This window comes from Thermoleophilum album (assembly GCF_900108055.1).
In the GTDB taxonomy this organism is placed as follows: Bacteria; Actinomycetota; Thermoleophilia; order Solirubrobacterales; family Thermoleophilaceae; genus Thermoleophilum; species Thermoleophilum album.
This window is the reverse complement of sequence record NZ_FNWJ01000001.1, coordinates 177,671-201,924: the sequence shown is the minus strand read 5'-3', so window position 1 is coordinate 201,924 and position 24,254 is coordinate 177,671. Positions and strand designations below refer to the sequence as shown.

The window sequence follows — 24,254 nt, the reverse complement described above, 5'->3', positions numbered from 1 at the left end:
ATGGCGACTGCGCCGGCAGAGTTTCCACCGCCCGTCGATCCGGCAAAGGAGTTCGTCGGGCCGCCGACCGACCCCCCTGACGAACGGATCGAGGTCGGGATCGCGATCGTCGGTGGCGGACCGGCTGGTCTTGCCTGCGCGATCCGTCTTGGCCAGCTCTTGGCCGAAGACGAGCAACTTCTCGAGTCGCTCGGCGAGGTGCCGATCGCGATCATCGAGAAGGGCAAGACCTGCGGCTCGCACCTGCTCTCCGGCGCGATGATGCGGCCGTCGGCGATGCGCAAGCTGTTCCCCGACATGCCGGAGTCGGAGTGGCCGACTTACGGCACCGTCGACAAGGATGCCGTCTACTTGCTCACACCGAAGCGCGCAATCCCGCTCAAGCCGACGCCGCCGCCGTTCCGCAACCACGGGAATCACGTGACCTCGATCGCGCAGCTCGGTCGTTGGCTGGCGGGCAAGGCCGAGGAGCTCGGCGCATACATCCTCCCCGAGACTGCCGCCGTCAAGTTGCTGGTCGAGGACGGTCGGGTGGTCGGCGTTCGGACTGGCGACAAGGGCCGGGATCGCGAGGGTAAGGAGCTCTCGAACTTCGAACCGGGCTCCGACGTGATCGCCAAGGCGACGATCCTCTGCGAGGGCACGCAGGGCCATCTCGCGGGAGCGGCAATCCGTTACTTCGGTCTCGGCTCCGAGGACCCCCAGCAGTGGGAGCTCGGAGTCAAGGAAGTGTGGGAGGTAAAGCAGCCGCTCGATCGCGTGATCCACACGATGGGCTGGCCGCTGCGCTACCGCGCGAAGTACGGCGAGTTCGGCGGCTCTTTCATCTATCCGATGGGCGAGGACAAGGTCTCGCTCGGTTTCGTCGCCGGGCTCGACTACAAGGACGCCACCTTCTCCGTCCACGACACCCTCCAGCTGCTCAAGACCCACCCGTTGGTGCGCGGCATCCTCGAGGGTGGTAAGCGCATCGCCTGGGGCGCCAAGACCATTCCGTCGGGTGGTTACTGGGCGATGCCCAAGCGGCTTTGGGCGCCCGGCATGTGCATCGCTGGCGACTCGGCGGGGATGGTCAACGTCCCACGCCTGAAGGGCATTCACTACGCGATGCACGCCGGCATCTTTGCCGCTGAAGCGGTCTACGAGGCGCTCAAGGAGCACGGTTCGACGGAAGACCTCTCGGGCTACGAACGGCGCGTGCGCGAGTCGGAGATCGAAAAGGACCTTTACGAGGTCCGCAACATGCGTCAGCCGTTCTCGAAGGGCTTCTTCGTGGGCGGCGCGATCTCCAACGCCATGCTCATCACCAAGGGCCGCTTCCCGGGTGGGCACTGGGAAACCCACGACGACGCGACCGTCCCGGTCTTTATCGGGGATCGCGACAAGGTCTATCCGAAGCCCGACAACGAGCTGACGTTCAACAAGCTCGACTCGGTTTTCCTGTCGGGCAACGCCACTCGTGACGACGCGCCTAACCACATCCGGATCGCGAATCCAGTGCCGCTGGAGGTCGCGCTGATGTGGCAGAACATGTGTCCGGCGCAGGTCTACGAAGTTCCCGAAGAGGAACTCGAGGCGGCGCGAGTGGACGGCCGGCTCGACGGCAAGAAGCTCGTCAAGGTGAAGGTCACGGCCTCGAACTGCGTGCAGTGCGGCGCGATCACCGCCAAGGGCGGGCGCCTGACCCCGCCTGAGGGCGGCGACGGCCCCAACTACCAGCTCACCTGACGGCGACGCGAGCGGTGCTTTAGCACCGCTGCCCGACTGCGCGGTCCGCTCCGGGTGCGCGGTCTGCTCTGTCAGATCGGGGTAGCGAAGCTCGCCGCCGGCATGCCCGCTTCGCCGAGGCGATTCCAGTCGACGTCGAGGTGGACCATCCCCTCGACGACGTTGTCACGCACCACCGGCAGGTGGTGGATCTGGTGCTGGGCCATCAGCTCCGAGGCATCTGTGAGCAGGGCGTCCGGTGGGGCGCTGATCGGGTCCTTAGTCATCCAGCGCTCGACGTGTTCGCGTGCGGGGTCCGCGGCCTCCGCTACCGCTCGCGTCACGTCCCAATCGGTGAGGATGCCGACGAGCGCGTCGCCCCGGCATACCGGCAGTGCCTTGACGCCCGCGGCGACCATCTTCTGCGCCGCTGAGGCGACGCTCTCGTCCGGCTGTGCCCGGGGCAAGTCGCGAGTCATGACGTCCGCCAACCGCATCGCATGCTCCCTTCGCGCGAGTTCGTTCGCTTCCACGTTTACACCCGCTAGTGCCGGGCGTCACGCGTCGATCGATCAAGCGCGGACGCGGCCGCTCGCGATCTGACGGGGCTGGTCTTGCGGTCTTCACCAGCTGTTCGCAGCGCGGCTCGTTAGCCTCGCGCCATTCTCACGCGGCTTCACAGCTTCCGCCGAGCGATCGTGGTCGGGGGCGGCTCATTCGGCACCGCCGTCGCGATCCTGCTCGTCCGCGCAGGCTTGCGGACGACTCTCCTGGTGCGCAGCGCCGAACACGCGGAGGAGTTGCGGCGCCGGCGCGAGAACCGGCGTTACCTGCCCGGGGTGCCGTTGCCGCCGGCGCTGCGCGTAGCTGCCCTCGCCGGCGACTGGGGGGAGCCGCTCGCACGCGCTGACCTCGTCTTTTTGGCGGTGCCATCGAAGGCTTTGCCGACCGCCGTCGAAGCGCTCGGACAGCGCAAGCCGCCAGCGCACGCCGGTCTGGTGTCGCTCGCCAAGGGACTCGTTCCACCCGACGGTCGGCAGCCGACGGCGCTGCTCGCCGATCGCTTCGGCGGCGACCGGATCGCCTGCGTGGGGGGTCCCGCTCACGCCCGCGAGATGGTCGAAGCGGGTGCCGGACTGGTGTGCGCGGCCTGGTCGCGTGAGCTAGCGCACGCCGTCGCCGGCGTCTTCCAGGCGGCCGGCGTGGTGTGCGAGGTCTCCTCTGATCCGGTCGGCGTCGAGCTTGCCGGCGTGGCGAAGAACGCCGCGGCGGTCGCGGTCGGCGCGACGCGCGAGCAGGGTCTGAACGCCGCCGGGATGGCTGCCGCCGACATCTTTCTCGAGGTACTCGCGTTCGCCGAGCGACGAGGTGCCCAGGCACGTACCTTCGTGGGCCGCGCAGGCACCGGCGATCTCGTCGCGACCGCGCTCGCTCCGACCTCTCGCAACCGCACCGCTGGCGAGCTGCTTGCGCAAGGGGTCCCGGCAGCTGAGATCCCCGCTCGTGTTGGCCAAGCCGTCGAGGCGCTCGAGACCGTGCAGCTCTTGGCGCAAGCGATCGCGCGCGAAGGCCTCGAAGCGCCCGTAACGTCGGCGCTCGCTCACCTCATCGACGGCTCCCTGCCGCTCGATCGCTGGGTCGCACTGGTGCGCGCCCAGCAGCCGCCGCCGGCGCGCTTCGGCCGACCGCGCTCCTGGCTTCTGCGCATGCGCTACCTCGCTCGCCGCTTGCGTCGGCGGCGTCAGCTCGCCGACGGCCAGGACGCGACTGGCGCTGCACCCGAGTAGACTCGCCGTGCGATGAAGGCGGGCATTCACCCCGAATACGGACCGGCGCACGTTCGCTGCACCTGTGGCAACGAGTTCTGGACGCGCTCCACGAAGAGCGAGATCCACGTCGAGATCTGCTCGAACTGCCACCCCTTCTACACCGGCAAGCAGAAGTTGGTGGACACCGGCGGCCGCGTAGAGCGCTTCCGTCGCAAGGTGGCGCGCAGCCGCGCGGCGCAGGCCAAGTCACGCTGATCGCAGCGCGCGGCGCACGCCCGGCGCACTGATCGCCACACGCCGTGCAGGCCGAGGTGCCGTCCTCGCCACGCGCTCCGCGCGCCGCGCCCGTTACCCCGCGGCCCGTGTCGCCGGCCGGTCTCGTGCCTGCGGATCTACTTGTCGAAAGCACGAAACTTCCGCGCCGGCGGGTTGTTGGTGAGGGCGCATGGGGTTCCGTACCGCACGCACTCGCCTCGTCGGTCGTGACGAGCGCAGCCGCTCGCACCGCGCCGTGATGCGGACTCCGGACGCGCGCGTGCGCCGCCGGAACCGCCGCTTTTGGGCATCGAGCGCTCCGCTGTGGTCGTTAGCGATCGCGGCACTAGTGGCGGGTGTGGCGCTCGCGGTGAGCGCGACCGGCGCGCTGGGCGCCGCCACGGCTGCCGCGCCGGCAGTCGCTGCTGGCGGCGGCACATCGGGCGCGCCCGGTAGTGCCAGCAAGCCGTCGTCCAGGCTCGCGGAGGCGGCGCTGCGGGCTTGCCGACCAACGCTTGCGCGCGCAACCTTCGTCGCGCGCATGCGCAGAGTGCCCGGAGCGGCGCAGCTAGGCATCCGCTTGCAGCTCCAGGAACGCAACCTTGCTGGCGATGGGCGCTGGCGCACGATCCGGCTCGCTTCTTCGCGCTGGCGCTGGTCGAAAGTAGGGGTCCCGGCCTTCGTGCTCGAACGCACGTATCGCAACCTGCGTCACGGCGCGAGCTATCGGGTGCGCGCGGACTTCGCGTGGCGTGACGCGCACGGCCAGACGCTCCGTCAGCAAAGCGAGCGCTCGGGAGCCTGCGTGCTCCCGCAACTGCTGCCGAACCTGCGTCCCGTCGCCATCAGCTGGGGCGCGGCCAGCGGCGGATACCGGCTGGTTGTTCGCAACACCGGAAATGGGCCGGCGCCACCCGCTGTCGTCGAGATCACCGCCGGGGCGTGGTCGAAACGGCTGACTTTGCCGCCGCTCGTCCCGCACTCGAGCACCGAGCTCCGCGTCGACGGTCCGCTCTGCCTAGAGGGCACCTCGGTCGCGGTTGTCGTCGATCCCGACGGGCTGATCGCCGAGAGCGACGAATCCGACAACTCGCTCCAACGGGTCTGCCCGCTGCAGACGGGCGTCCGGCGCGGCTGAACGACCGACGGTCAGATCAGATGCGCCCTTTGGCGTCGTCGACGACGACGCGCATCGAGCGCGCCAGTTCCCCGCCGAGGGCGTGCACTTCGCCCCCGAAGCGCACGAACAAGGGTCCGCCGAACGGCTGCCGTTCGACCACTTCGAAGTGGTCGCCCGGTTTGATGCCGCGGTCCGCGAGGTAGCGCAGCATCTCCGGATCGGAGTCGGAGATGCGCACGAAGCGGCCCCTGGCGCCCGGCTCGAGCGATTCGAGGCTGACCGTCTCCTCTTCCTCGACGTGGCCCTCGACGCTCGGGATGGGATCGCCGTGGGGGTCGCGTTTGGGGTGCCCCAGCTTGCGCGCGATCAGCTCCTCGAGCTCCTCGGAGAGCACGTGCTCGAGTACCTCCGCCTCGGCATGCACCTTGTCCCACGGCATGCCCAGCTTCTCAACCAAGTACAGCTCGAGCAGCCGGTGGTGGCGTAGCACCTCGAGTGCCAGGCGTTCGCCTTCCTCCGTGAGCCGCACGCCCCGGTAACGCTCGTGCCGTGCCAGACCCTGCTCGTCGAGCCGACGGATCATCGCCGAGACCGAAGCCGGCGTCACGCCAAGGCGTTCGGCGAGCGCGGTCGTGGTCACCGCTTCGCCGCCGGCACGCGCTTGCAGCACGTAGATCGACTTCACGTAGTCCTCGACGGCCTCGCTGAGCTCGTCGCGTTTTCGCATCCGCCTCAATCATGCACCGAACGACGCCGGTGCGAGGCGTCGGCGCCCGCGGTGGATCGCCAGCGGATGCCTCTACGATGGGCGAACCGGAGTGTGTCGCCAGTGACGAGAGCGTCTTCCAGTCGAGGTGATGCCGGCCAGGCGGTAGCAGCCGTCGCGGCGGCCGAGGAGCGGGCAACAGAGGCGGCCACCGTTGCAAACCGTCCGCAACTCGATGCGCCGGTCGGGGGGCAGGCGGTGCTCGAAGGGGTGATGATGCGCGGCGTCGGGCACTGGGCGGTGGCCGTGCGACTCGCCGATCCGAGCGCTACCGATCCCTCTGGCGATCCCGGGCCGATCCGCATCTGGTGCCACGAGCTGGCTTCCCCTGCCGCTCAGCGAAGGTGGCTTCGTCTGCCGATCGTGCGCGGCGTGGTCGCGCTCGTGCAGTCCCTCGCCTTGGGTCTGCGCGCGCTCGGCATCTCGGCGGAGGCGCAAGCAGCGGTCGCTGAAGGGCGCGCGCTCGATCCGACGCCGTCGGGCGACGAGCGGCAGACGGACCCGCCGGTCTTGCGCGACGGGCAGGCGCTCGCCGCGGACCGTCCTGAGGAGCGCGCGATCTCACGCACCGCATGGGCCGGAACGGTCGCTTTTTCGCTCGCTCTGGCCGTCGGCCTGTTCTTCCTGCTGCCCGCCACGCTCGCCAAGCTCCTCGGCGGTGGGCTCGGCAGCGGGCTCGCCTTCGTGATCGTCGAGAAGTTGCTGCGGGTCGCGATTTTGATCGCCTACCTCTGGGCGATCTCGCTGCTGCCGGACCTCCAGCGAGTCTTCGCCTACCACGGCGCTGAGCACAAAGTGATCGCCTGCTACGAGGCCGGCGCGCCGCTCGAGCCGCGCTCGGCCGCCCGCTTCTCCCGCCTGCACCCGCGCTGCGGAACCAGCTTCCTGCTGCTCGTCGTGATCGTCGCGATCGTCGTCTTCGCGCCGCTCGGAAAACTCGACTGGCACTGGCTGTTCGCGAGCCGGATCGTCGGTATTCCGCTGGTGGCCGGGATCGCCTTCGAGGTGATTCGGTGGATGGGTCGCAACCGTCAGCGTCCCCTCGCGCGCGCCCTCATGTGGCCCGGGTTGCAGCTCCAGCGGCTCACCACCCGTGAACCCGACGAACGGCAACTCGAGGTAGCGATCGCCGCGCTCAAGGCAGTCTTGGCGCGCGAAAACCCCTACGAGGCGGCGGCCCGTCTGCGCGGACGAGCGGTCGGTATCGAAGTCGCCGCGTAGCGCCGCCGGTCGCGCGCGGAGCGTTCAGCGCTCGCCCAACGGGCCGCCGGTGAGCGCAGCCTGTGAGTACACCCCGCGAGCGCGCGACGCTTTGGCGCGCCTAAGCTCAGCGCCGATGATCGAACGGTTAGTCGCGGAAATCGAGCGTCGCCACGAGGAACTCGAGCGGCAACTTGCCGACCCCCAGGTAATCGCCGACAACCGGCGCTACGCGGAGGTCGCGCGGGCGTGGCGTGCGCTCGAAGAAGCCCACCGTCTCGCACGCGAATGGCTGCGTGCCCGCTCCGATCTCGAAGGCGCGCGCGAGATGCTCGGCGAGACGGACGGCGACGCTGAGCTTCGGGAGCTCGCCGAAGACGCGGAACGGCGAATGGCGGAGCTCGAGGAACGGATCCGGCTGGCAGCGGTCGAACCCGACCCAGACGACGAGAAGGACGCGATCGTCGAGATCCGCCCCGGCGCTGGCGGCGAGGAGGCGGCGCTGTTCGCCGGCGACCTTTTTCGCATGCTCACGAGGTACGCGGAGCGGCGCGGCTTCCGCGTGGAGCCGCTGCAGGCTCAGGACGGTCACTACACGTTCGCCGTCAAGGGCGAAGGCGCGTATGGAGTTTTCAAACACGAGGCCGGTACCCACCGCGTGCAGCGGGTCCCGGTGACCGAGTCGCAGGGTCGCATACACACCTCGACCGCGACCGTGGCGGTCCTTCCCGAAGCCGAGGAAGTCGAGGTTCAGATCGACCCCAACGACCTTGAAATCGACGTCTTTCGAGCGTCGGGGCCGGGCGGCCAACACGTCAACACCACGGACTCCGCGGTCCGTATCACGCACAAGCCAACCGGCATTGTCGTGTCGATGCAGGACGAGAAGTCGCAGCTGCAGAACCGCGAGAAGGCACTGCGGGTGCTACGCGCGCGACTACTGGAACGCGAGCGTCGCTTGCAGCAAGAGCGGCTAGCGGCCGAGCGGCGGGCGCAGATCGGTAGCGGCGAGCGCTCCGAGAAGATCCGCACCTACAACTTCCCGCAGGACCGCGTGACCGACCACCGCGTGAAACTCACGCGCAACGATCTGGCGCGCGTGCTCGACGGCGAGCTCGACGAGTTCACGGCGGCGCTCGAGGCCGACGAGAAGCGGCGCAAACTCGAGGCCGGTGAGCTCGTGGTGCGTTGAGCGCTTGCGGGGCATGTCGCAGGGGGTGACCGTTTCCTCGCCGAGCGACTCGCCGCCGACAGTGTCGGTGAGTGAGTTCCTCAGCACCGCGGTGGCGCGACTCGCGCGCGCCGGTTGCGCGAGTCCGCGCCTCGACGCGGAACTGCTGGTGGCCGCCGCGCTGGGACGGGAGCGGTGGGAGGTTGTGGCCAACCCGGAGCTGGAAGTTCCCGTCGAGGCGCGGCCCCTGCTTGAGCAGTGGCTGGTACGTCGCGAGCGCCGGGAGCCGCTCGCGTACATCATTGGCCGACGGGCGTTCCGCACGATCGAGCTAACGATCGACCGGCGGGTGCTGGTGCCACGGCCGGAAACCGAGCTCTTGGTGGAGGTAGCTCTCGGCACGCCTGCGGGCGGAGCGGTTCACGATGTCGGCACCGGCTCGGGAGCCGTAGCGCTCGCGCTGGCGGCGGAGCGTCCGGACCTGCGGATCTCCGCCTCCGACAGCGCGCCGGCCGCGATCGCGGTCGCGCGCGAAAACGCCCAGCGCCTCGGGCTGCCCGTGTTCTTCGAGGTCGCCGACCTCTTGCCGCCACGTCTGCGGCGTGAAGGTGGCGACCGCGCCGACCTCGTGGTCGCCAACCTGCCGTACGTCGCCGAGCACGAGTGGACAGAACTGGCACCGGAGATTCGTCTCTACGAGCCGCGCTCGGCGCTGGTTGCCGGGCCGCACGGCAGCGAGCTGATCGCCGCGCTCGTCGCGGTCGCGCCCCGCGGGCAACGGATGGCCCTCGAGCACGCACCGCACCAAGCGGACGAGGTGCGAGCGCTTCTTCGCGAGCCCCAGACCCTTTGCGATTTGGCCGGTCACCCGCGGGTTACCGTCGGCTTCGTTCCCTAAACACGCGCTCTAGCTCCGACAGACACGGCGATGGCGACAACAGTGAGAAACACGGACGATCCCGAGGCGATAGCCGAGTTCGAACGCGCGCTGCGCAGCGGCGGCGTCGTCTTGTTTCCCGCTGACACCGTCTACGGGTTGGCCTGCGATCCCGAGGACGCACGAGCTGTCGAGCGCCTCTACGAGATCAAAGGCAGACCTCCTGCGAAACCGTCGGCGGTGATGTTTTTCTCGCGCGAGCACGCTCTCGCGGAGCTTGGCTTCCTCGGTCCGCGCACTCGTGCCGCCTGCGAACGGTTGCTGCCCGGTGGCGTAACGCTGCTTTTGCCGAACCCCGATCGCCGCTACCCGCTGGCCTGTGGGCCGCGACCGCAGGTACTGGGGCTGCGGGTGCCGCGACTCGTCGGGCGTCTGGCGCCGCTTTCCGGAGTCGGGGTGTGCGTGCTGCAGTCCAGCGCTAACCCGTCCGGTGGGCGCGACGCTCGGAGCATCGACGAGGTCGATCCGAGCATCCTGGCGGCCGTCGATCTGGCTCTCGACGGCGGCGTGCTCCCGGGCACACCCTCGACCGTGATCGACCTCACCGAGTACGAGCGCGAGGGGCGTTGGCGGATCGTTCGGCAGGGCGCGGTTCCCGAAGGCGAGGTCGCGCGCGCACTCGGTCGTTAGGTCGCGGGGCGGTGGTACCGTCCCGGCGATGGCGGATCTGCCTGCGGATTTCTTTCAGCGTCCACTGGAGGAGGTCGACCCCGAGCTAGCGGCCGCGCTGCGCGCTGAGCGAGCGCGTCAGGAGTCGACGCTCGAGATGATCGCTTCCGAGAACTTCGTCCCGCGCGCGGTGCTCGATTGCCAGGGTTCGGTCCTCACCAACAAGTACGCGGAGGGGTATCCCGGGCGCCGCTACTACGGGGGCTGCGAACACGTCGACGTGGCTGAGTCGCTGGCGATCGAGCGAGCGAAGGCGTTGTTTGGGGCCGAGCACGCGAACGTGCAGCCGCACGCTGGCGCCCAGGCCAACACCGCCGTCTACATGGCGCTGCTCGAAGCGGGCGACACGATCCTCGGCATGAAGCTCGACCACGGCGGTCACCTGACGCACGGCATGCGCCTCAACTTCTCAGGGCGCTACTTCCAGGTCGTCGCGTACGGCGTCCGCAAAGACGACTTCCTGGTCGACATGGACGAGGTCGCACGCCTCGCGCGTGAACACCGGCCGCGTCTGATCATCGCTGGCTGGTCGGCTTACCCGCGCCAGCTCGACTTCGCCCGCTTCCGGGAGATCGCCGACGAGGTGGGGGCCTATCTGTTGGTCGACATGGCCCACTTCGCCGGTCTGGTAGCAGCTGGCGAGCACCCGAACCCGGTGCCTTACGCCGACGTCGTCACCACCACCACTCACAAGACACTCGGGGGAGCGCGCGGCGGGATGATTCTCTGCCGCGGGGAGCTAGCGAAGAAGATCGACTCGGCGGTCTTTCCGGGCATCCAGGGAGGCCCCTTGATGCACGCCATTGCTGCCAAGGCGGTGACGCTGCGGATCGCAGCTAGCGAGGCGTTTCGCGAGCGGCAGCGCCGCACCCGTGAGGGCGCGGCGATACTCGCCGAGGAGCTGATCGCCGGTGGTCTCGACGTGCTCACGGGAGGCACCGATGTCCATCTAGTGCTGGTCGATTTGAGGAGCTCGGAGCTCGACGGCAAGCAGGCTGAAGATCGCTTGCATCGGATCGGCATCACGGTCAACCGCAACACCGTTCCCTTCGACCCCCGGCCGCCGATGGTCTCGTCGGGCGTGCGCATCGGTACGCCGGCGCTCGCTACCCGCGGCTTCGTCGGCGATGACTTCCGCGAAGTCGGCCGCATCATCGCGGCCGCTCTGACGCAGCCTTTCGACACTGCTCTCGAAGGCGAGCTGCGGGAGCGCGTGCGCGTGCTCGCTGAGCGCCACCCGCTGTACGTCTCGCCGCAGGCCGCGGCGCCTGCCTAGCCGAAACCGAGCGCCGGACGCTGGGTCTAGGGAAGCCCCGCGGTAGCCTCCCTCGCCGTGGGAGTGCGGGACGCGGTCGGCGCGTTTGCTCTCGCGGCGGTCGTCGCGTGGCTCGCGACGCCGCTTAGCGCACGACTGGCGCGGCGCCTGGGGGTGATCCACGTGCCGCGCGAACGCGACCTTCACGAACGCCCGACGCCGGGACTCGGTGGACTCGCGATTCTCGCCGCGGTAATTGCTGCCGGGCTCGTTTTTCTGCCGCTCCAACGCGAGTACCTGGGGGTCTTAGCGGGTGCTGCGCTGATCGCGTTGCTCGGGGCGCTGGACGACCGCTTCGACTTGCACCCGGTGCCCAAGCTAATGGGACAGCTGGCTGCCGCCTCCGTCCCGGTCGCGGCAGGGGTCTATGTCGACCACGTCACGCTGCCCTTCCTGGGGGCGCTAGACCTCGGCCCGGCCGGTCCCCCCTTGACCCTGCTAGGGATCGTCGCCGTCGTGAACGTCGTCAACTGGACGGACGGCGTCGACGGGCTTGCAGCCGGCGTCTGTCTGATCGCGGCGGTCACGTTCGCGGTGCTGGCGCTCTCCCTCGACCGCGACGCGGCGGGCGTGCTCGCGGCTCTCACGGCTGGGGCCGCGGCCGGCTTCCTTCGTCACAACTTTCATCCCGCCTCGGTCTTCATGGGCGACGCCGGGTCGAATCTGCTCGGCCTGCTCCTTGCCTGCGTGGCGATCCAGGGGGTTCTGAAGACTGCGGCGGTCGTGGCGCTGCTCTTCCCGCTGATGGTGTTGGCGGTACCGGCCGCCGACGCGACCTTCGTGATCGCCAAGCGCATCAAGTACCGCCGGCCCGTGTACGCGCCCGACCGCTGGCACTTCCACCACCGCTTCGCGAACATCGGTTTCTCGCAGCGGCGCACCGTTATGTACCTCTACGGGTGGTCGCTTTCCCTCGCCCTGCTAGCGCTGGCGCTGCGCTTCGTCCCCTACTCGGACGAGGCGGGACACCTGCGTCCGGGGTGGGCGGCGCTGCTCGCGGTGTTCGGAGCGATCGCGGTGGCCGCCAGCGTGTACGTGGTCTACGTGCTCGAGATCCTCAAGTTTCGGCGCTGGCGAGAGCGAGACATCCAACGCCGCGTCGAGACCGGTGAGCTGCCCGCGCTCTCGCGCGAAGCGATCGAACGCGAGATCGAGCGGGAGATCGAGACCGGCGAGTTCGAAGCGGTTCGCGGCGAGCCGGGCTCGTAGCGCACTAGCTGCTGCAGCCGCGCACGCTCCTGCTTCGGCAGATAGGCGCCGCGCGCGTACAGGCGTTCGTAGAGCGGAACGAGCTGCGGTCGGCGTTCGCGCAGCCAGCTCATGAACAACTCCCGTACCTCGCCGCGCAGGTGGAGGGCGATGCCAGATACTTGCGTGGCGCCGGCCTCACGTGCCGCCTCGAGAATGCGCTCCACCTGTTCCGGACGATCGTTTACACCGGGCATTAGCGGGGCCACCAAGACGGTCGTAGGAATGCCGTTCCGGACCAGCTCGGCGACCGCCTCGAGCCGCGCCCGCGGGTGCGGCGTGTGCGGCTCGGTCTCGCGCCAGGCGCGCTCGTCGATGGTCGGGATCGAAAGCCCGGCCTCGAAGCCGGGACCGCTGGCCAGCTCCCGCAAAAGCGGCAGATCGCGGAGCAGCAGCGGCGACTTGGTGAGGACCGAGGCCGGCGTTGCGGCATCCCGCAAGGCTTGCCAAATTCCCGGCATTAGGCGGTAACGCGACTCGGCCCACTGGTACGGGTCGGTGTTGGTGCCGAGGGCCACGTGTTCCCGTCGCCAGGTCGCTCGCGCGAGCTCCGCGCGCGCAAGCTCGGGGGCGTTGACCTTGACGACGATCCGACGCTCGAAATCGCGACCAGGATCGAGGTCTAGGTAGCGATGGCTAGGGCGCGCGAAGCAGTAAACGCAAGCGTGGGCGCAGCCGCGATACGGGTTGATCGTCCAGCGGAACGGCATCCGCGAGCGTTCGGGCAGCCGATTGAGCAGTGAACGAGCGCGGATCTCGTAGAAGGTCACGTCGAGCGCCTCCGGGGCGTCGAAGTGACGTGCGCGCGCTACTTCCTCGAAACCCGGCAGGGGTGGCGTGTCGGTTGCTACGTCGAGCGATTGCCAGCGCACGAACACATGTTCGCAGCACGGTCGGACGGGCGCATGCGGCGCACTTCGCTGCCAGCGCTCTCATTCGCCGAAGACGGTGACGACCAACCGCCGCGGGCCCCCGCGCTCGCGGAACTCGCAGAGGTAGATCCCTTGCCAAGTCCCCAGAAGCGGCCGCCCCTCGGCGACCGGGAACGACACGGCGCTGCCGAGCAGGCTCGCTTTCACGTGCGCCGGCATGTCGTCCGGCCCTTCGAGGGTGTGCGAGAAATAAGGGGCCCCGTCCGGGACCGCGCGGTCAAACCAGGCAGCGAAGTCGCGACGGACGTCGGCGCTCGCGTTCTCGTTGAGCGTCAGCGCGGCCGAGGTGTGGCGGATGAAGATGTGCACCACACCGACCCGCAGCGACCGTACCTCGGGGACCTGCGCGAGCACCTCGTCGGTCACTAGGTGAAAGCCCCGCGGGCGTGGGGGCAGCACCAGCTCGCGTTGTAACCAGACGGCCACGGCGCGAAGCTAGCGGCTCGCGCGGCGGCGGGCGCGACCCATCGTCGCACGCAGCTGCGCCGGCCCGGCGCAGCCGCGCCCACCGCCCGACGCAGCAGGCCTGACCACTCGCGAACGGACGCCACTGGCCGCCAGGGCGGGGCAGCTTTATCGTGGGGTAGATACCCCCGACGCAGCGCTGCATGTGGTGCCTGGTGCGCCCCGCCCGCCGATTTGCGGCGCTGCCCACACCAAGGAGGCAGTCGCGATCAAAGTCGAGTCGCCGATCGTCGAAGCGGCCAGGCGCTCACCGCGCCGCGGTCCGCTTCTGCGGGGAGCGCTACGTGATGGGCCAATCGCGCCCTTAAGCGCCCTAGCGCCCGCCGGTGCGATGGCGGCCTGGCTCGGCGCGCTGGTCGCTCTAGTCGCAGCGCTCTTACCGGGCGAGCACCCGGCGCACCGCTCGCTGCTTTTGGTTTCGGCGGCGGGCGCAGCCGCGCTCGGCGCGGCGCTGTGGTTATCGGAAGCGCGCTTGACGCCCTTGCGCGCCCATCTCGCGGTAATCCTGGCGACGGTCCTAGCGACCCTCACGGTGGTCGGTTGGGGTGCCGAGCGCGGCTACGGAACGCTCGCCTACACCTGGGTAGCGGTCGCCGCCTTCCTGTTCTTCTCCGGTCGGCTGGCGCTGCTCCACGTCGCGCTGATCGCGACCGCCTACGGCGGCGTTCTGCTGGCGCAGCGGGGAGAGATCCCGGCGAACGCGTGGCTTGCCACGACGACCAGTCTGGTCGGGGCGGGCTTGCTCGTCTCAGTGGCTCGCTATTACGTCGCCGGGCTCGTACGCCGCCTCAATGAGGCAGCCGGCAAGGACCCCTTGACCGGTCTTGCCACCCGGCGCGCGCTGGCAGAGGTTTTCGACGTCGAGCTCGAACGTGCGCGGCGCAGCGAGCGGCCGCTGGCGGTCCTCGTGATCGATGTCGATCGCTTCAAGCGCATCAACGACCGCTTCGGGCATCGTGCCGGCGACGAGGTACTGAGCGAGATCGCCCAAGTGATCGAACGGTCGAAGCGCGCGTTCGACCTTGCCGCCCGCCACGGTGGCGAGGAGTTCGCGCTGCTCGCGCCCGACTGCGACGAGCACGGCGCTTACCAGCTGGCCGAGCGGTTGCGCGAGGCGGTCGAGCGACACTTTGCGAGGCACCAATACGGACCGGTGGCGGTGAGCATCGGCGCGTCGGTGCATCCGGTCCACGGAGAAACGCTCGAAGCGCTCCTCGCCGCTGCCGACCAGGCGATGTACGCGGCGAAGCGTCTGGGGCGCAACCGCGTGGTGATCTCGAGCGCGGAACTCGAAACGGCGCGGACCGCGGAACGCAGCGGGGAGGAGCGGGCGACGGTCGAGCTGGCGGCGCTGGTCGACCTTGCCGAGGCGGTCGACCGCTTGGGATCGGGCAGCGCGAGCCATTGCCGGCGAGTTGCACGGTTCGCCGAGCTCACAGCACGCGAGCTGGGACTGCCGGCACAGCGGGTCGAACAGGTGCGGCTCGCGGCACTGCTCCACGACGTCGGCACGATCGCGCTACCCGACTCGGTCGAGCAAAAGGCCGGTCCGTTGAGCGATGAAGAGTGGGAGTTCGTGCGCACGCATCCGGTCGTCGGGGCGCGGATGCTGGAGGTCAGCGAACAGCGTGAGCTCGGCGCCTGGGTACGCGCGCACCACGAGCATCTCGACGGCACCGGCTATCCGCTCGGGCTGCACGGTGACGAGGTGCCGCTGGAAGCACGGATCATCGCGGTGGCCGATGCCTACGAGGCGATGACCAGTGACCGCCCCTACCGCCCCGCGATGAGCCACGACGAGGCTGCCGCCGAGCTGCGTGCCGCGGCCGGATCGCGTTTCGACCGCCGTGTCGTTGAGGCGCTTCTGCGGGCGCTTGCGTGATGACACGCGCAAACCGACCCGGCCGCGGCGCCTTGGCGCGCGGGCGCGAGGCGCTTGATCCGAGGCGCGCAGAGACTCAGCAAGCGCTCGCCCCGCGCCCTGATAACCCACTCGATGATCTGCGCCCGGTGTTGCTCGATCCCAGCGGCACTGGCCTGCGGATGCTGGCGCTCCTGTTCCTGGCTGGCGGCGTTCTCGGCCTCCTGTCGCTGGCGCTACCGCGCAATCCCCACGCGCGCCTGGCAGTGCTTGTGGGGCTGGCGCTTGCGGCGATCGCGGCCAGCGGCTATCTGTGGCAGCTCGGCCGCCGCAGCCGCCCAACCTGGGTGACGCTCGCGAGCCTCCTGTTCGGCTGCCTTTTGGTGGCGATGGCGGTCGCCAACGATCAGGCCGCGAGTGCTTACGGGCTCTTTTTCGTATGGGTTGCGGTCTCTGCTTTCCTGCTGCTGAGGCGGCGGCTAGCGCTACTCGTTTTGTCGGTCGCCGCCGGCGCCTACGCTGCGGCCTTGGCACTTGCCGTTGGCGGGGGCGTCGGCAGGGGCGGCAGCGAAGCTCAGCGCTGGCTCGTGACCGTCGGCACTGCCGCGGTTGCCGGCTTTCTGGTCGGTGCCTTACGGGAGCGCGCGGTCACGCTCACCGAGCGGCTGTCGGGCGCCGCCCACACAGACCCGCTTACCGGTCTCCTCAACCGCCGTGGCTTCGACGCGGTGCTCGACCGCGAAGTGGAACGTTCGCGACGCAGCGGTCGCCCGCTGAGCGTGGTCTTCGGTGACGTCGACGGTCTCAAAGGCCTCAACGACGCCGCCGGCCACGACGCCGGCGATGCCGCTCTGGTTGCCATCGCACGGGCGATTTGGCATCTGAAACGCAGGATCGATGTGGGCGCGCGCTTCGGGGGCGACGAGTTCGCGCTGGTGTTGCCGGAGGCCGATGCCGCCGGCGCGCTGGTGGTTGCGGAGCGGATCAGGCGAGGGGTCACCAGCGCGGCGGCGGTTCCCCCTGGGCTGACGATCAGCTTCGGTGTTGCCTGCTTGCCGACCGATACCGACAACCGGCGTGACCTTTTGCGTGCGGCCGATCGTGCGCTCTACGCTGCGAAGCAAGCGGGTCGCGACCGCACGAAGCTGGCAGCGGAGCTACCGCCCGCGCCTCCTGTTACAAAGTAGTCACAAAGTTCGAGAGTTCGGTAGCTTTCAGGCCGCAAGGTGGCGCACCCGGGCGGGAGCAAGCCAAGGCGCCCGCGCCCCGGTGCACCACGTTCGATCCTCCGTAGATGGAAAACGGGTACAGCAAAGATGACCGAGCCGTCCCCCGTCAACCCTGCCGGGGCCGGCCTCACGCTGGTGGCGACGATGCTGCTGTGCGCGGGGTTGGGCGCCGCAGCCGGGGCGCTTGTAGGAGTTCCTGTCCTGCTCGGTCTGGTCGGGCTGTTCGCCGGTGGAGTCGTCGGGTTCGTCGTTGTCCGCGCACGCTTTAAGGACCTCTGAGGTGTGGAGGGCGGCCGGGACGGCACGGTTCCTGCCGCTTCTCGATCTTGCGGTGTTGGCGGTCGCTGCCCTGCTGGCCGCCACGCTGGTGGCCGCACCGCTGCTCGGCATCGTCGTCGCGACCACCGTGTGGTGCCTCCAGCGAGCTGTTGCGGCGCTCGTCGAACATCGGGCGCGAGCGCTCCGACGCGCGCAAGCCGGCCTCGGGATCCTCGCGGCTGGTCTCTTGCTGCGTGCCTGGATGGTCGCGTTCGCGCTGCTCGGTGCCGGCGTCGTTGACCGTCAGTCCGGGCTGACCGCCGCGGTACTGGTGGCGCTGGCGCTGCAGGCGCGTTTAGCCGTCGAACTGCCGCGGCGGATGAAAGGGCTCAAAGGAGGGGACGCCTGATGCTCTCCGGGTTGAGTGTCCGTGCGCGGGTAACGCTCGGGATCGTCCTCTACCTGACGGTAACGATTCTGCTGCTCGTGGCCTTCCCCTCGGAGGGGAAGAACGAGGCTTTCAAACCGGTCGACGAATTTCGCCTCGACCCTTGGGTGCCGATCAAGATCGGCCCGCTCGACCTCAGCATCAACAAGGCGGTCTTCTACCTCATCGTCTCTTGCATGCTGACCGCGGCCTTCATGATCTGGATTGCGCGGCGCATGCAGGCTCGCCCGAACCGCGTACAGGCGGCGGTCGAGATGCTCTACGACCTCACGTACAACACGATCGCCCGCCAAAACATGTCGCCCGAACTCGCTGCCCGCTGGTTCCCGTTCGTCGGGGCGCTCTTCTTCTTCATCTGGGTCTCGAACCTGATCGGCTACCTCCCCCTCCCGATCAACACGCACGCGACGGTCAACGTCTTCGGGATCGAGTTCCCCGCATTTGCGATCTACGCTGCTACCGCCAACCTCTCGGTGCCCTTGGTGCTGGCCGCGGTCGTCTGGCTCTCCTACCACCTGGAGGGCGTCCGCGAGAAGGGTCTGCGCGCCTACCTCGCCTCGTGGATTCCGGCCGGCACGCCACGCGCGATGCGTCCGATGATGTTCGCGATCGAGCTGATCTCGCACTCCGTGCGGCTGATCTCGCTCTCGGTACGACTGTTCGCGAACATGCTCGCTGGCCACCTGATGATCCTGTTCATGGCCGGAGGGCTCGCGGTGCTCCTGGGAGTCGCCGCGATCGCTTGGGTGACGCTGCCGCTCGCGATCTTCTTCTTCGTCTTCGAGGTCGTCCTTGTGGCGACGCTCCAGGCGTTCATCTTCGCCACGCTCACGTCCATCTACTTCGGCGAGGCAACCGCCGAAGCTCACTGAAAGGAGGACAGCTTGCTCGCCGACCTCTTACTTCCGATCGCCGCCGTAAGTGACTCCGGGCTCAAGTCGATCGCGCTCGGCGTCGGCGCGGGCCTCGGCTCGCTCGGCGTCGGTATCGGTCTGGGCATCATGTTCGGCCGGGTGATCGAGGCGGTCGCGCGCCAGCCGGAACTGCGCCAGGAGATCACCAGCATCCAGTGGCTGGCGTTCGCGCTGATCGAGGCGGTCGTCTTCTACGCCGCGATCTTCGGTCTCATCGCGTTCTTCCTGTGATCGGGTGAGCGCGCTCATCGACATCGGCCAGACCGTGGTTATCGCCGCCGAAGGCGGTGGCGACTCAAGCTTCCTGATCTCGCCCAGCCTCGGGCTGATGATCTGGACGCTCGTGGCGTTCGCGGTCACGCTCTGGTTGCTCAACCGCTACGCCTTCCCGCAGATTGCTGCCGCCCTCGATCGACGGCGTCGCGAGATCGAGGAGTCGATCGAACGAGCGGAACGCGCGAAGCGTGAGGCCGACGCGCTCGTCGAGGAGTACCGGGCGCGGCTGCGCGAGGCGCGGGAGCAAGCCGAGGACATTCTCGCGCGCGCCCAACGGGCAGCCGAGGAAGAGCTCAACCGTGCTCGCGAGGAGGGTCGCAAGCAGCGCGAGGAACTCGTCGAGGCGGCACGCCGCGACATCGAGGCAGAGACGCGGCGGGCGCTCGACCAGATCCGTCGCGAAGTCGCCGAGCTGACGGTCGAGGTAACCGAGCGCATCACCCGCCGGTCGCTAACTCCCGACGACCACAAGCGGATGATCGAAGAGGCGCTGCGCGAGCTCGACTTCAGTGCGCTCGCTCCCGAGCGGACCGCTGCTGGCGGTAACGGTCGCTGAGGAGGCGCGTGGAGGAACTCGCCCGCAACTACGCCCGAGCGCTCTTCGAGTCGGCGCGCGACGCCGGTGTGCTCGACCGCGTCCGCAGCGAGCTGGACGCGGTCACGCAAGCCCTGCGGGAGAGTCGCGAGTTGAGGCTCTTCTTCAACTCGCCCTACTTCTCGCGGGACGAGAAGCGGGCCGGCGTGCGCAAAGTCATCAAGGGCGCCGACGAGCGGCTACTGCGTTTTCTCGAGCTGCTCGCCGAGCGTCACCGATTCCCGCTCTTGGAACGCATCCGGCGGGAGTTCGAGCGCTTGTGGGCGGAGCACCACGGAATTCTCGACGTCCAAGTCGCGGCGCCGATCGAGCTAGACGAGCGACTCGTGTCGGAGATCGGTCGGCGGATCGACCAGCAGACCGGACGTCGCGTGCGCATCGACACGCGCGTCGATCCGGAGCTGATCGGCGGCTTGGTGGTGCGCGTCGGCAACGTCGTACTCGACGCGAGTGTGCGTAACCGTTTGGAAAGACTGAAGCGAGAGGTGGCCACGGCCGCCTAGGAGGGGACTTTCGACCGATGCAGATCCAGATCCGACCCGACGAGATCACGAGCATCCTGCGCAGCCGCATCGAGGGGCTCGAGGCGACCGGCGCCGAGCTCGCCGAGGTCGGCACGGTGATCTCGGTCGCCGACGGCATCTGCCGCATCCACGGCCTCGACGACTGCATGTCGATGGAGCTGCTCGAGCTCCCGCACGGGGTAACCGGGCTGGCGCTGAACCTCGAGGCCGACAACGTCGGAGCGGTCTTGTTCGGCCCGTGGGAGCGAATCGAGGAGGGCGACCAAGTCAAGCGCACCGGGCGCCTGCTCGAGGTCCCCGTCGGTGACGCGCTGCTCGGACGCATCGTCGACCCCCTCGGTCGGCCCCTCGACGGCAAGGGCGAGGTGCGCACCAGCGAAACGCGTCCGGCTGAGTTCAAGGCGCCGGGCGTCGTTCAGCGCCAGCCGGTCAAGGAGCCGATGCTTACGGGCATCAAGGCGATCGATGCGATGACCAACGTCGGTCGCGGTCAGCGGGAGCTGATCATTGGGGACCGTCAGACCGGCAAGACCTCAATCTGCATCGACACGATCATCAACAACAAAGACAAGGATCTCGTTTGCGTCTACGTGGCGATCGGGCAGCGGATGGCGACGGTCGTCGACGTCGCCCAGCAGCTCGATGAGCACGGCGCGCTAGAGCACACGATCATCGTCGCCGCGCCTGCCGACGAGGCGGCGCCAATCAAGTACCTGGCGCCGTACGCGGGCTGCGCGATGGCTGAGCACTACCTCTACTCCGGGCGGCACGCACTGGTCATCTACGACGACCTAACCAAGCACGCCTACGCCTACCGACAGATGTCGCTGCTGCTGCGCCGGCCGCCCGGTCGCGAGGCCTACCCGGGCGATGTCTTCTACCTCCACTCGCGCTTGCTCGAGCGCGCAGTAAAGCTCTCGGATGAGCTCGGCGGCGGCTCGCTGACGGCGCTGCCGATCATCGAGACCCAGGCCGGCGACGTCTCGGCCTACATCCCGACCAACGTGATCTCAATCACCGACGGTCAGATCTACCTCGAAGCGGACCTCTTCCGCGCAGGCGTGCGACCGGCGATCAACGTCGGTATCTCGGTCTCGCGGGTCGGCGGCTCGGCCCAGACGACGCCGATGAAGAAGGTCGCCGGTCGGCTGCGTCTCGAGCTTTCCCAGTACCGCGAGCTCGAAGCGTTCGCCCAGTTTGGCTCCGAGCTGGACCCGGAGACCCAGCGCACGCTGGCGCGCGGTGAGCGGCTCGTCGAAACGCTCAAGCAAGGTGAGCGCGAGCCGTGGGCGATCGAGGATCAGGTAGCGGCCATCTACTCGGGCACCGGCGGCTGGCTCGACCGCATCAAGACTGAGCGGGTGCAGGAGTTCCACCGCTTCCTGCTGGCCCGCCTCCACGCCGAGAACAAGGACCTGATGGAGCGGATCGCTGCCGGCCAGTGGGACGACGAGATCGAGTCGCAGTTGGGGCGCGCGATTGCCGATGCGATCGACGATTTCGGCCCCGACTTCGACGCCGAGGGCAATCCCCTGGCGGAGGGCGAGTCCGACCGCATCCGCTCCGAGGAGGAGCGGGCGCGGCCGGCTCGCACTGCCGAGACGCGCGAGGCGGTCGCGACGGCAGAAGGCTCGTGAGCACCGTGAGCCCCAACCAGAGCACGCTCTGACCCACAACGATGGCTTCGCTTCGCGACATCCGCCGCCGGATCCAGTCGGTGCGCAACGTGCGCAAGATCACGCGCGCCATGGAGATGGTGGCGGCCGCCCGGCTGCGGCGAGCCGAGCAGCGGATCGCTGCGCTGCGGCCCTACGCGGATGCGCTGCGACTGATGACGCGGCGGGCTGCGGAGGCCGCGGAGCGCATGCCCTCGCTACCGATCCTCGAGCCTCGTGAGCAGGTAGAGCGGGTTGCGCTGCTGCTCATGACAGGCGACCGCGGTTTGGCCGGGCCCTTCAACTCCCAGATTCTGCGCGCCGGGCAGGCCCGTGCGCGGGAGCTGCGCGCCGAGGGTGTCGCCGTGGAGTGGCACGTAGTCGGGCGGCGTGGCGCCTCGTCGCTGCGTTTCCGGGGCATCGAACTAGCAAGCGAGCACACCGGTTTCACCGATCGGCCGTCTTACGCCGATGCCCGCGCGATCGCCGACGAGCTGACCGCCGCCTACGTTGATGGGCGCGTCGACCGCGTTGAGGTCATCTACAACCAGTACCTGTCGGCGCTCCGCCAGCTCGTGCGCCGCGAAACGCTGCTGCCTCTCCAGCAGGCGGAGATCATGGGCGAGGCGGCAGGTCAGAGGTCGCAGCGAGATGGCTCGGGAGTTTCCGCGGGCGAAGCCGCCGATGATGGTCCGGCGGTCGCTCCGCTCTGGCTCTACCAGCCTGAGCCCGAGGAGATCCTCGCGCGATTGGTCCCAGACTACGTGGAGATCTCGATCTTCCGCGCGCTGCTCGAGTCGGCAGCGTCGGAGCACGGGGCGCGCATGACGGCGATGCGTAACGCATCGGAAAACGCCGGGGAGCTGATCGACAAGCTCACCCTGCAGGCCAACCGCCAACGCCAGGCCGAGATCACGCAGGAGATCATGGAGGTCGTCGCGGGCGCCGAGGCGCTCGAGTGAGAAGGGGAGACGTCACGTGGAAGCAGGTATCGAGAAGACGGTGACAGCACGGCAGACCGATCAACCGCGAGCCGGCGGCGAGAACGTCGGGCGCGTCGAGGAGGTGCGCGGCGTCGTGATCGAGGCCGTGTTCCCCGAGCGTCTGCCCGAGATCTACAACGCACTCGAGCTCGAGATCGAGGTCGAGGGCGAGAAGCGGCGGCTCGTCGCCGAAGTCCAGCAGCACGTAGGTGACGATCGCGTGCGCGCGGTCGCGATGGACTCGACCGACGGTCTCGCTCGCGGCGCCGAAGTGCGCGACACTGGCGGGCCGATCACCGTGCCTGTCGGGCCGGCGACGCTCGGTCGCATTTTCAACCTGCTCGGTGATCCGATCGACGAAGGCCCGCCGGTCGAGGCCGAAGAGCGCTGGCCGATTCATCGCCCCGCGCCGAACGTCGAGAACCTCACACCCACCCGCGAGGTCTTCGAGACCGGCATCAAAGTGATCGACTTGCTCGCCCCTTACGCGAAGGGCGGCAAGGTCGGTCTCTTCGGCGGCGCGGGTGTCGGCAAGACCGTCCTGATCCAAGAGCTGATCCGCAACATCGCCGAGGAGCACGAAGGGCTCTCGGCGTTCTGCGGCGTCGGCGAGCGCACGCGCGAGGGCAACGACCTCTGGCTGGAGATGAAGGAGTCGGGAGTGCTCGACAAGACGATCCTCGTCTTCGGCCAGATGAACGAGCCTCCCGGCGCCCGCATGCGGGTGGCGCTCTCAGGTCTCACGATGGCCGAGTACTTCCGCGAGACGACCGGCCAGGACGTTCTCTTGTTCATCGACAACATCTTCCGCTTCGTCCAGGCTGGCTCCGAGGTTTCGGCGCTGCTCGGTCGCATGCCCTCCCAGGTCGGTTACCAGCCGACGCTCGAGACCGAGATGGGTCAGCTCCAGGAGCGCATCACCTCGACCCGACGCGGCTCGGTGACTTCGGTGCAAGCGATCTACGTGCCCGCCGACGACCTCACCGACCCGGCGCCGGCCTCGGTGTTCGCGCACCTCAATGCGACCACCGTGCTTTCGCGGTCGATCGCCGAGAAGGGCATCTACCCGGCGGTCGATCCGCTCGACTCGACTTCGACGATCCTCAAGCCGGAGATCGTCGGCGAAGAGCACTTCCGCGTCGCCAACCAAGTGCGCCAAATCCTCCAGCGCTACAAGGAGCTGCAGGACATCATCGCGATCCTCGGTATCGACGAGCTCTCCGACGAGGACAAGCTGACGGTGCAGCGGGCGCGCAAGATCGAGCGCTTCCTGTCGCAGCCGTTCTTCGTCGCCGAGCAGTTCACAGGCACACCCGGGCGGTACGTGAAGATCGAGGACACCGTGCGCTCCTTCAAGGAGATCATCGAGGGACGCCACGACGAGATCCCCGAACGGGCCTTCTACATGAAGGGCACGATCGAGGAAGTAATCGCCGACGCGCGCGACGCACGCGAGCGCGAAGAAGCAGAGCGGCGCCGTCGGGGCGAGGACGGCTAAGCCCTTCAGACAGACGCGGAGCGGGTGAGGTAACAGGCGATGGCGCACAGGAAGTTCCCGGCGCGTGTTCTCACTCCCGAGGGTGAGAAATTCGCGGGTGACGTCGAGATGGTCTCGACACGAACCGCCAGCGGTGTCGTCGGCATCCTCGCCCGCCACCAGCCATTGCTCGCGATCCTCGAGCCAACGGAGCTGCGCCTGTATCGCAGCGAGAACGAGATCGAGCGGTTCGCGCAAGCCGAGGGCTACTTGCAGGTCGCCGATGGCGAGGCGTTGATCCTGGTCGAGGAAGCGCACCGCCCGGACGAGCTCGACCGGGCCACGCTCGAGGGGCGACTACGCGAGGCGCGAGCGCGGCTCGAGCGGGCTGAGCCTGGTAGTGAAGAGCACGCGCGGGCGCGCCGTGCCGTCGAGCGCCTCGAGGTGTTCCTCGAGGTCGCCAAGGAGGCCTGACGAGCC

25 protein-coding genes and 1 pseudogene are annotated in these 24,254 nt (G+C 68.6%); 22 read left to right on the top strand and 4 right to left on the bottom strand.

All coding sequences use genetic code 11. The features are described from left to right. Complete coding sequence (locus tag BLW41_RS00930) at positions 1–1,728, top strand: electron transfer flavoprotein-ubiquinone oxidoreductase (RefSeq protein ID WP_093115390.1); 1,728 nt, start codon at positions 1–3, stop codon at positions 1,726–1,728. A gap of 71 nt (positions 1,729–1,799) precedes the next feature. On the opposite strand, the gene BLW41_RS00925 is transcribed toward BLW41_RS00930, so the two are convergent. Then, the gene (locus BLW41_RS00925; protein ID WP_093115388.1) at positions 1,800–2,240 is read right to left on the bottom strand and encodes a CBS domain-containing protein; all 441 of its coding nucleotides are present in this window, start codon (positions 2,238–2,240) and stop codon (positions 1,800–1,802) included. A gap of 165 nt (positions 2,241–2,405) precedes the next feature. Here BLW41_RS00925 and BLW41_RS00920 point away from each other — a divergent pair, with 165 nt between their 5' ends. The 3 genes from BLW41_RS00920 (at position 2,406) to BLW41_RS00910 (ending at position 4,869) form a co-directional block, all read left to right on the top strand. Beyond that, the gene (locus BLW41_RS00920; RefSeq protein WP_218138164.1) at positions 2,406–3,494 is read left to right on the top strand and encodes an NAD(P)H-dependent glycerol-3-phosphate dehydrogenase; all 1,089 of its coding nucleotides are present in this window, start codon (positions 2,406–2,408) and stop codon (positions 3,492–3,494) included. A gap of 12 nt (positions 3,495–3,506) precedes the next feature. Next, the gene (rpmE, locus tag BLW41_RS00915) at positions 3,507–3,731 is read left to right on the top strand and encodes a 50S ribosomal protein L31 (protein ID WP_093115384.1); all 225 of its coding nucleotides are present in this window, start codon (positions 3,507–3,509) and stop codon (positions 3,729–3,731) included. Positions 3,732–3,921: 190 nt separating this feature from the next. Continuing rightward, positions 3,922–4,869 carry a CARDB domain-containing protein gene (locus tag BLW41_RS00910; protein WP_093115382.1) on the top strand — a complete coding sequence of 316 codons (948 nt, stop codon included), beginning with the start codon at positions 3,922–3,924 and terminating at the stop codon, positions 4,867–4,869. 16 nt (positions 4,870–4,885) lie between these two features. Here BLW41_RS00910 and BLW41_RS00905 read toward each other — a convergent pair whose 3' ends face one another. Continuing rightward, positions 4,886–5,578 carry a metal-dependent transcriptional regulator gene (locus BLW41_RS00905; protein WP_093115380.1) on the bottom strand — a complete coding sequence of 231 codons (693 nt, stop codon included), beginning with the start codon at positions 5,576–5,578 and terminating at the stop codon, positions 4,886–4,888. Between the two features lie 102 nt (positions 5,579–5,680). Between BLW41_RS00905 and BLW41_RS00900 the strand changes: the two genes are divergently transcribed. The 6 genes and pseudogenes from BLW41_RS00900 to BLW41_RS11495 form a co-directional block, all read left to right on the top strand. Beyond that, on the top strand, positions 5,681–6,838 hold the full coding sequence (locus BLW41_RS00900) for a DUF1385 domain-containing protein (protein WP_218138163.1): 1,158 nt from the start codon (positions 5,681–5,683) through the stop codon (positions 6,836–6,838). A gap of 115 nt (positions 6,839–6,953) precedes the next feature. Continuing rightward, the gene (gene prfA / locus BLW41_RS00895) at positions 6,954–8,009 is read left to right on the top strand and encodes a peptide chain release factor 1 (protein ID WP_093117206.1); all 1,056 of its coding nucleotides are present in this window, start codon (positions 6,954–6,956) and stop codon (positions 8,007–8,009) included. Between the two features lie 67 nt (positions 8,010–8,076). Next, entirely contained in the window at positions 8,077–8,886 is an 810-nt protein-coding gene (gene prmC, locus BLW41_RS00890; RefSeq protein ID WP_218138162.1) for a peptide chain release factor N(5)-glutamine methyltransferase, read from the top strand. Between the two features lie 30 nt (positions 8,887–8,916). Then, positions 8,917–9,555, top strand: a complete 639-nt coding sequence (locus tag BLW41_RS00885; RefSeq protein ID WP_093115376.1) for an L-threonylcarbamoyladenylate synthase — start codon at positions 8,917–8,919, stop codon at positions 9,553–9,555. A gap of 28 nt (positions 9,556–9,583) precedes the next feature. Further along, positions 9,584–10,870 carry a serine hydroxymethyltransferase gene (locus BLW41_RS00880; RefSeq protein ID WP_093115374.1) on the top strand — a complete coding sequence of 429 codons (1,287 nt, stop codon included), beginning with the start codon at positions 9,584–9,586 and terminating at the stop codon, positions 10,868–10,870. Between the two features lie 57 nt (positions 10,871–10,927). Beyond that, positions 10,928–11,599 (top strand): annotated as a pseudogene (locus tag BLW41_RS11495) (glycosyltransferase family 4 protein); the annotation flags it as partial. A gap of 350 nt (positions 11,600–11,949) precedes the next feature. Here the strand turns inward: BLW41_RS11495 and BLW41_RS11490 are convergent. Beyond that, positions 11,950–13,029 carry a radical SAM protein gene (locus BLW41_RS11490; protein ID WP_143038502.1) on the bottom strand — a complete coding sequence of 360 codons (1,080 nt, stop codon included), beginning with the start codon at positions 13,027–13,029 and terminating at the stop codon, positions 11,950–11,952. A gap of 60 nt (positions 13,030–13,089) precedes the next feature. Continuing rightward, positions 13,090–13,515: a secondary thiamine-phosphate synthase enzyme YjbQ gene (locus tag BLW41_RS00865; protein WP_093115368.1), complete on the bottom strand. Its 426-nt coding sequence runs from the start codon at positions 13,513–13,515 to the stop codon at positions 13,090–13,092. Positions 13,516–13,702: 187 nt separating this feature from the next. Here BLW41_RS00865 and BLW41_RS00860 point away from each other — a divergent pair, with 187 nt between their 5' ends. From BLW41_RS00860 to atpC, 12 genes are all read left to right on the top strand, one after another. After that, positions 13,703–15,436: a bifunctional diguanylate cyclase/phosphohydrolase gene (locus tag BLW41_RS00860; protein ID WP_143038501.1), complete on the top strand. Its 1,734-nt coding sequence runs from the start codon at positions 13,703–13,705 to the stop codon at positions 15,434–15,436. After that, on the top strand, positions 15,436–16,602 hold the full coding sequence (locus BLW41_RS00855) for a GGDEF domain-containing protein (RefSeq protein ID WP_093115364.1): 1,167 nt from the start codon (positions 15,436–15,438) through the stop codon (positions 16,600–16,602). Before BLW41_RS00860 ends, BLW41_RS00855 begins: the two co-directional genes overlap by 1 nt. Before the next feature lie 129 nt (positions 16,603–16,731). Next, positions 16,732–16,923 carry a hypothetical protein gene (locus BLW41_RS00850; protein WP_093115362.1) on the top strand — a complete coding sequence of 64 codons (192 nt, stop codon included), beginning with the start codon at positions 16,732–16,734 and terminating at the stop codon, positions 16,921–16,923. A 1-nt stretch (position 16,924) separates the two neighbouring features. After that, positions 16,925–17,311, top strand: coding sequence for a hypothetical protein (locus BLW41_RS00845; RefSeq protein WP_093115360.1), 387 nt, complete (start codon positions 16,925–16,927; stop codon positions 17,309–17,311). Next, on the top strand, positions 17,311–18,222 hold the full coding sequence (atpB, locus tag BLW41_RS00840) for a F0F1 ATP synthase subunit A (RefSeq protein WP_218138161.1): 912 nt from the start codon (positions 17,311–17,313) through the stop codon (positions 18,220–18,222). Before BLW41_RS00845 ends, atpB begins: the two co-directional genes overlap by 1 nt. Before the next feature lie 12 nt (positions 18,223–18,234). Next, complete coding sequence (locus BLW41_RS00835; protein ID WP_093115358.1) at positions 18,235–18,495, top strand: ATP synthase F0 subunit C; 261 nt, start codon at positions 18,235–18,237, stop codon at positions 18,493–18,495. Between the two features lie 4 nt (positions 18,496–18,499). Continuing rightward, on the top strand, positions 18,500–19,096 hold the full coding sequence (gene atpF / locus BLW41_RS00830) for a F0F1 ATP synthase subunit B (protein ID WP_093115356.1): 597 nt from the start codon (positions 18,500–18,502) through the stop codon (positions 19,094–19,096). 8 nt (positions 19,097–19,104) lie between these two features. Continuing rightward, on the top strand, positions 19,105–19,638 hold the full coding sequence (atpH, locus tag BLW41_RS00825; RefSeq protein WP_093115354.1) for an ATP synthase F1 subunit delta: 534 nt from the start codon (positions 19,105–19,107) through the stop codon (positions 19,636–19,638). 23 nt (positions 19,639–19,661) lie between these two features. Beyond that, positions 19,662–21,296: a F0F1 ATP synthase subunit alpha gene (atpA, locus tag BLW41_RS00820; RefSeq protein ID WP_093117202.1), complete on the top strand. Its 1,635-nt coding sequence runs from the start codon at positions 19,662–19,664 to the stop codon at positions 21,294–21,296. 41 nt (positions 21,297–21,337) lie between these two features. After that, positions 21,338–22,276 (top strand): ATP synthase F1 subunit gamma, encoded by a 939-nt coding sequence (atpG, locus tag BLW41_RS00815; RefSeq protein ID WP_093115352.1) that lies wholly within the window; start codon positions 21,338–21,340, stop codon positions 22,274–22,276. Positions 22,277–22,316: 40 nt separating this feature from the next. Further along, positions 22,317–23,795, top strand: a complete 1,479-nt coding sequence (gene atpD, locus BLW41_RS00810; protein WP_093117200.1) for a F0F1 ATP synthase subunit beta — start codon at positions 22,317–22,319, stop codon at positions 23,793–23,795. A 39-nt stretch (positions 23,796–23,834) separates the two neighbouring features. Then, on the top strand, positions 23,835–24,248 hold the full coding sequence (atpC, locus tag BLW41_RS00805; RefSeq protein WP_093115350.1) for an ATP synthase F1 subunit epsilon: 414 nt from the start codon (positions 23,835–23,837) through the stop codon (positions 24,246–24,248). Positions 24,249–24,254: the final 6 nt, after the last annotated feature.

Excerpts from the sequence above, each read along its gene's own strand:
- BLW41_RS00930 (WP_093115390.1), top strand. The coding sequence starts at position 1 with ATGGCGACTGCGCCGGCAGAGTTTCCACCGCCCGTCGATCCGGCAAAG.
- rpmE (WP_093115384.1), top strand. The coding sequence starts at position 3,507 with ATGAAGGCGGGCATTCACCCCGAATACGGACCGGCGCACGTTCGCTGC.
- BLW41_RS00910 (WP_093115382.1), top strand. The coding sequence starts at position 3,922 with ATGGGGTTCCGTACCGCACGCACTCGCCTCGTCGGTCGTGACGAGCGC.
- BLW41_RS00905 (WP_093115380.1), bottom strand. The coding sequence starts at position 5,578 with ATGCGAAAACGCGACGAGCTCAGCGAGGCCGTCGAGGACTACGTGAAG.
- prfA (WP_093117206.1), top strand. The coding sequence starts at position 6,954 with ATGATCGAACGGTTAGTCGCGGAAATCGAGCGTCGCCACGAGGAACTC.
- BLW41_RS00885 (WP_093115376.1), top strand. The coding sequence starts at position 8,917 with ATGGCGACAACAGTGAGAAACACGGACGATCCCGAGGCGATAGCCGAG.
- BLW41_RS00880 (WP_093115374.1), top strand. The coding sequence starts at position 9,584 with ATGGCGGATCTGCCTGCGGATTTCTTTCAGCGTCCACTGGAGGAGGTC.
- BLW41_RS00855 (WP_093115364.1), top strand. The coding sequence starts at position 15,436 with ATGACACGCGCAAACCGACCCGGCCGCGGCGCCTTGGCGCGCGGGCGC.
- BLW41_RS00850 (WP_093115362.1), top strand. The coding sequence starts at position 16,732 with ATGACCGAGCCGTCCCCCGTCAACCCTGCCGGGGCCGGCCTCACGCTG.
- atpB (WP_218138161.1), top strand. The coding sequence starts at position 17,311 with ATGCTCTCCGGGTTGAGTGTCCGTGCGCGGGTAACGCTCGGGATCGTC.
- atpG (WP_093115352.1), top strand. The coding sequence starts at position 21,338 with ATGGCTTCGCTTCGCGACATCCGCCGCCGGATCCAGTCGGTGCGCAAC.
- atpC (WP_093115350.1), top strand. The coding sequence starts at position 23,835 with ATGGCGCACAGGAAGTTCCCGGCGCGTGTTCTCACTCCCGAGGGTGAG.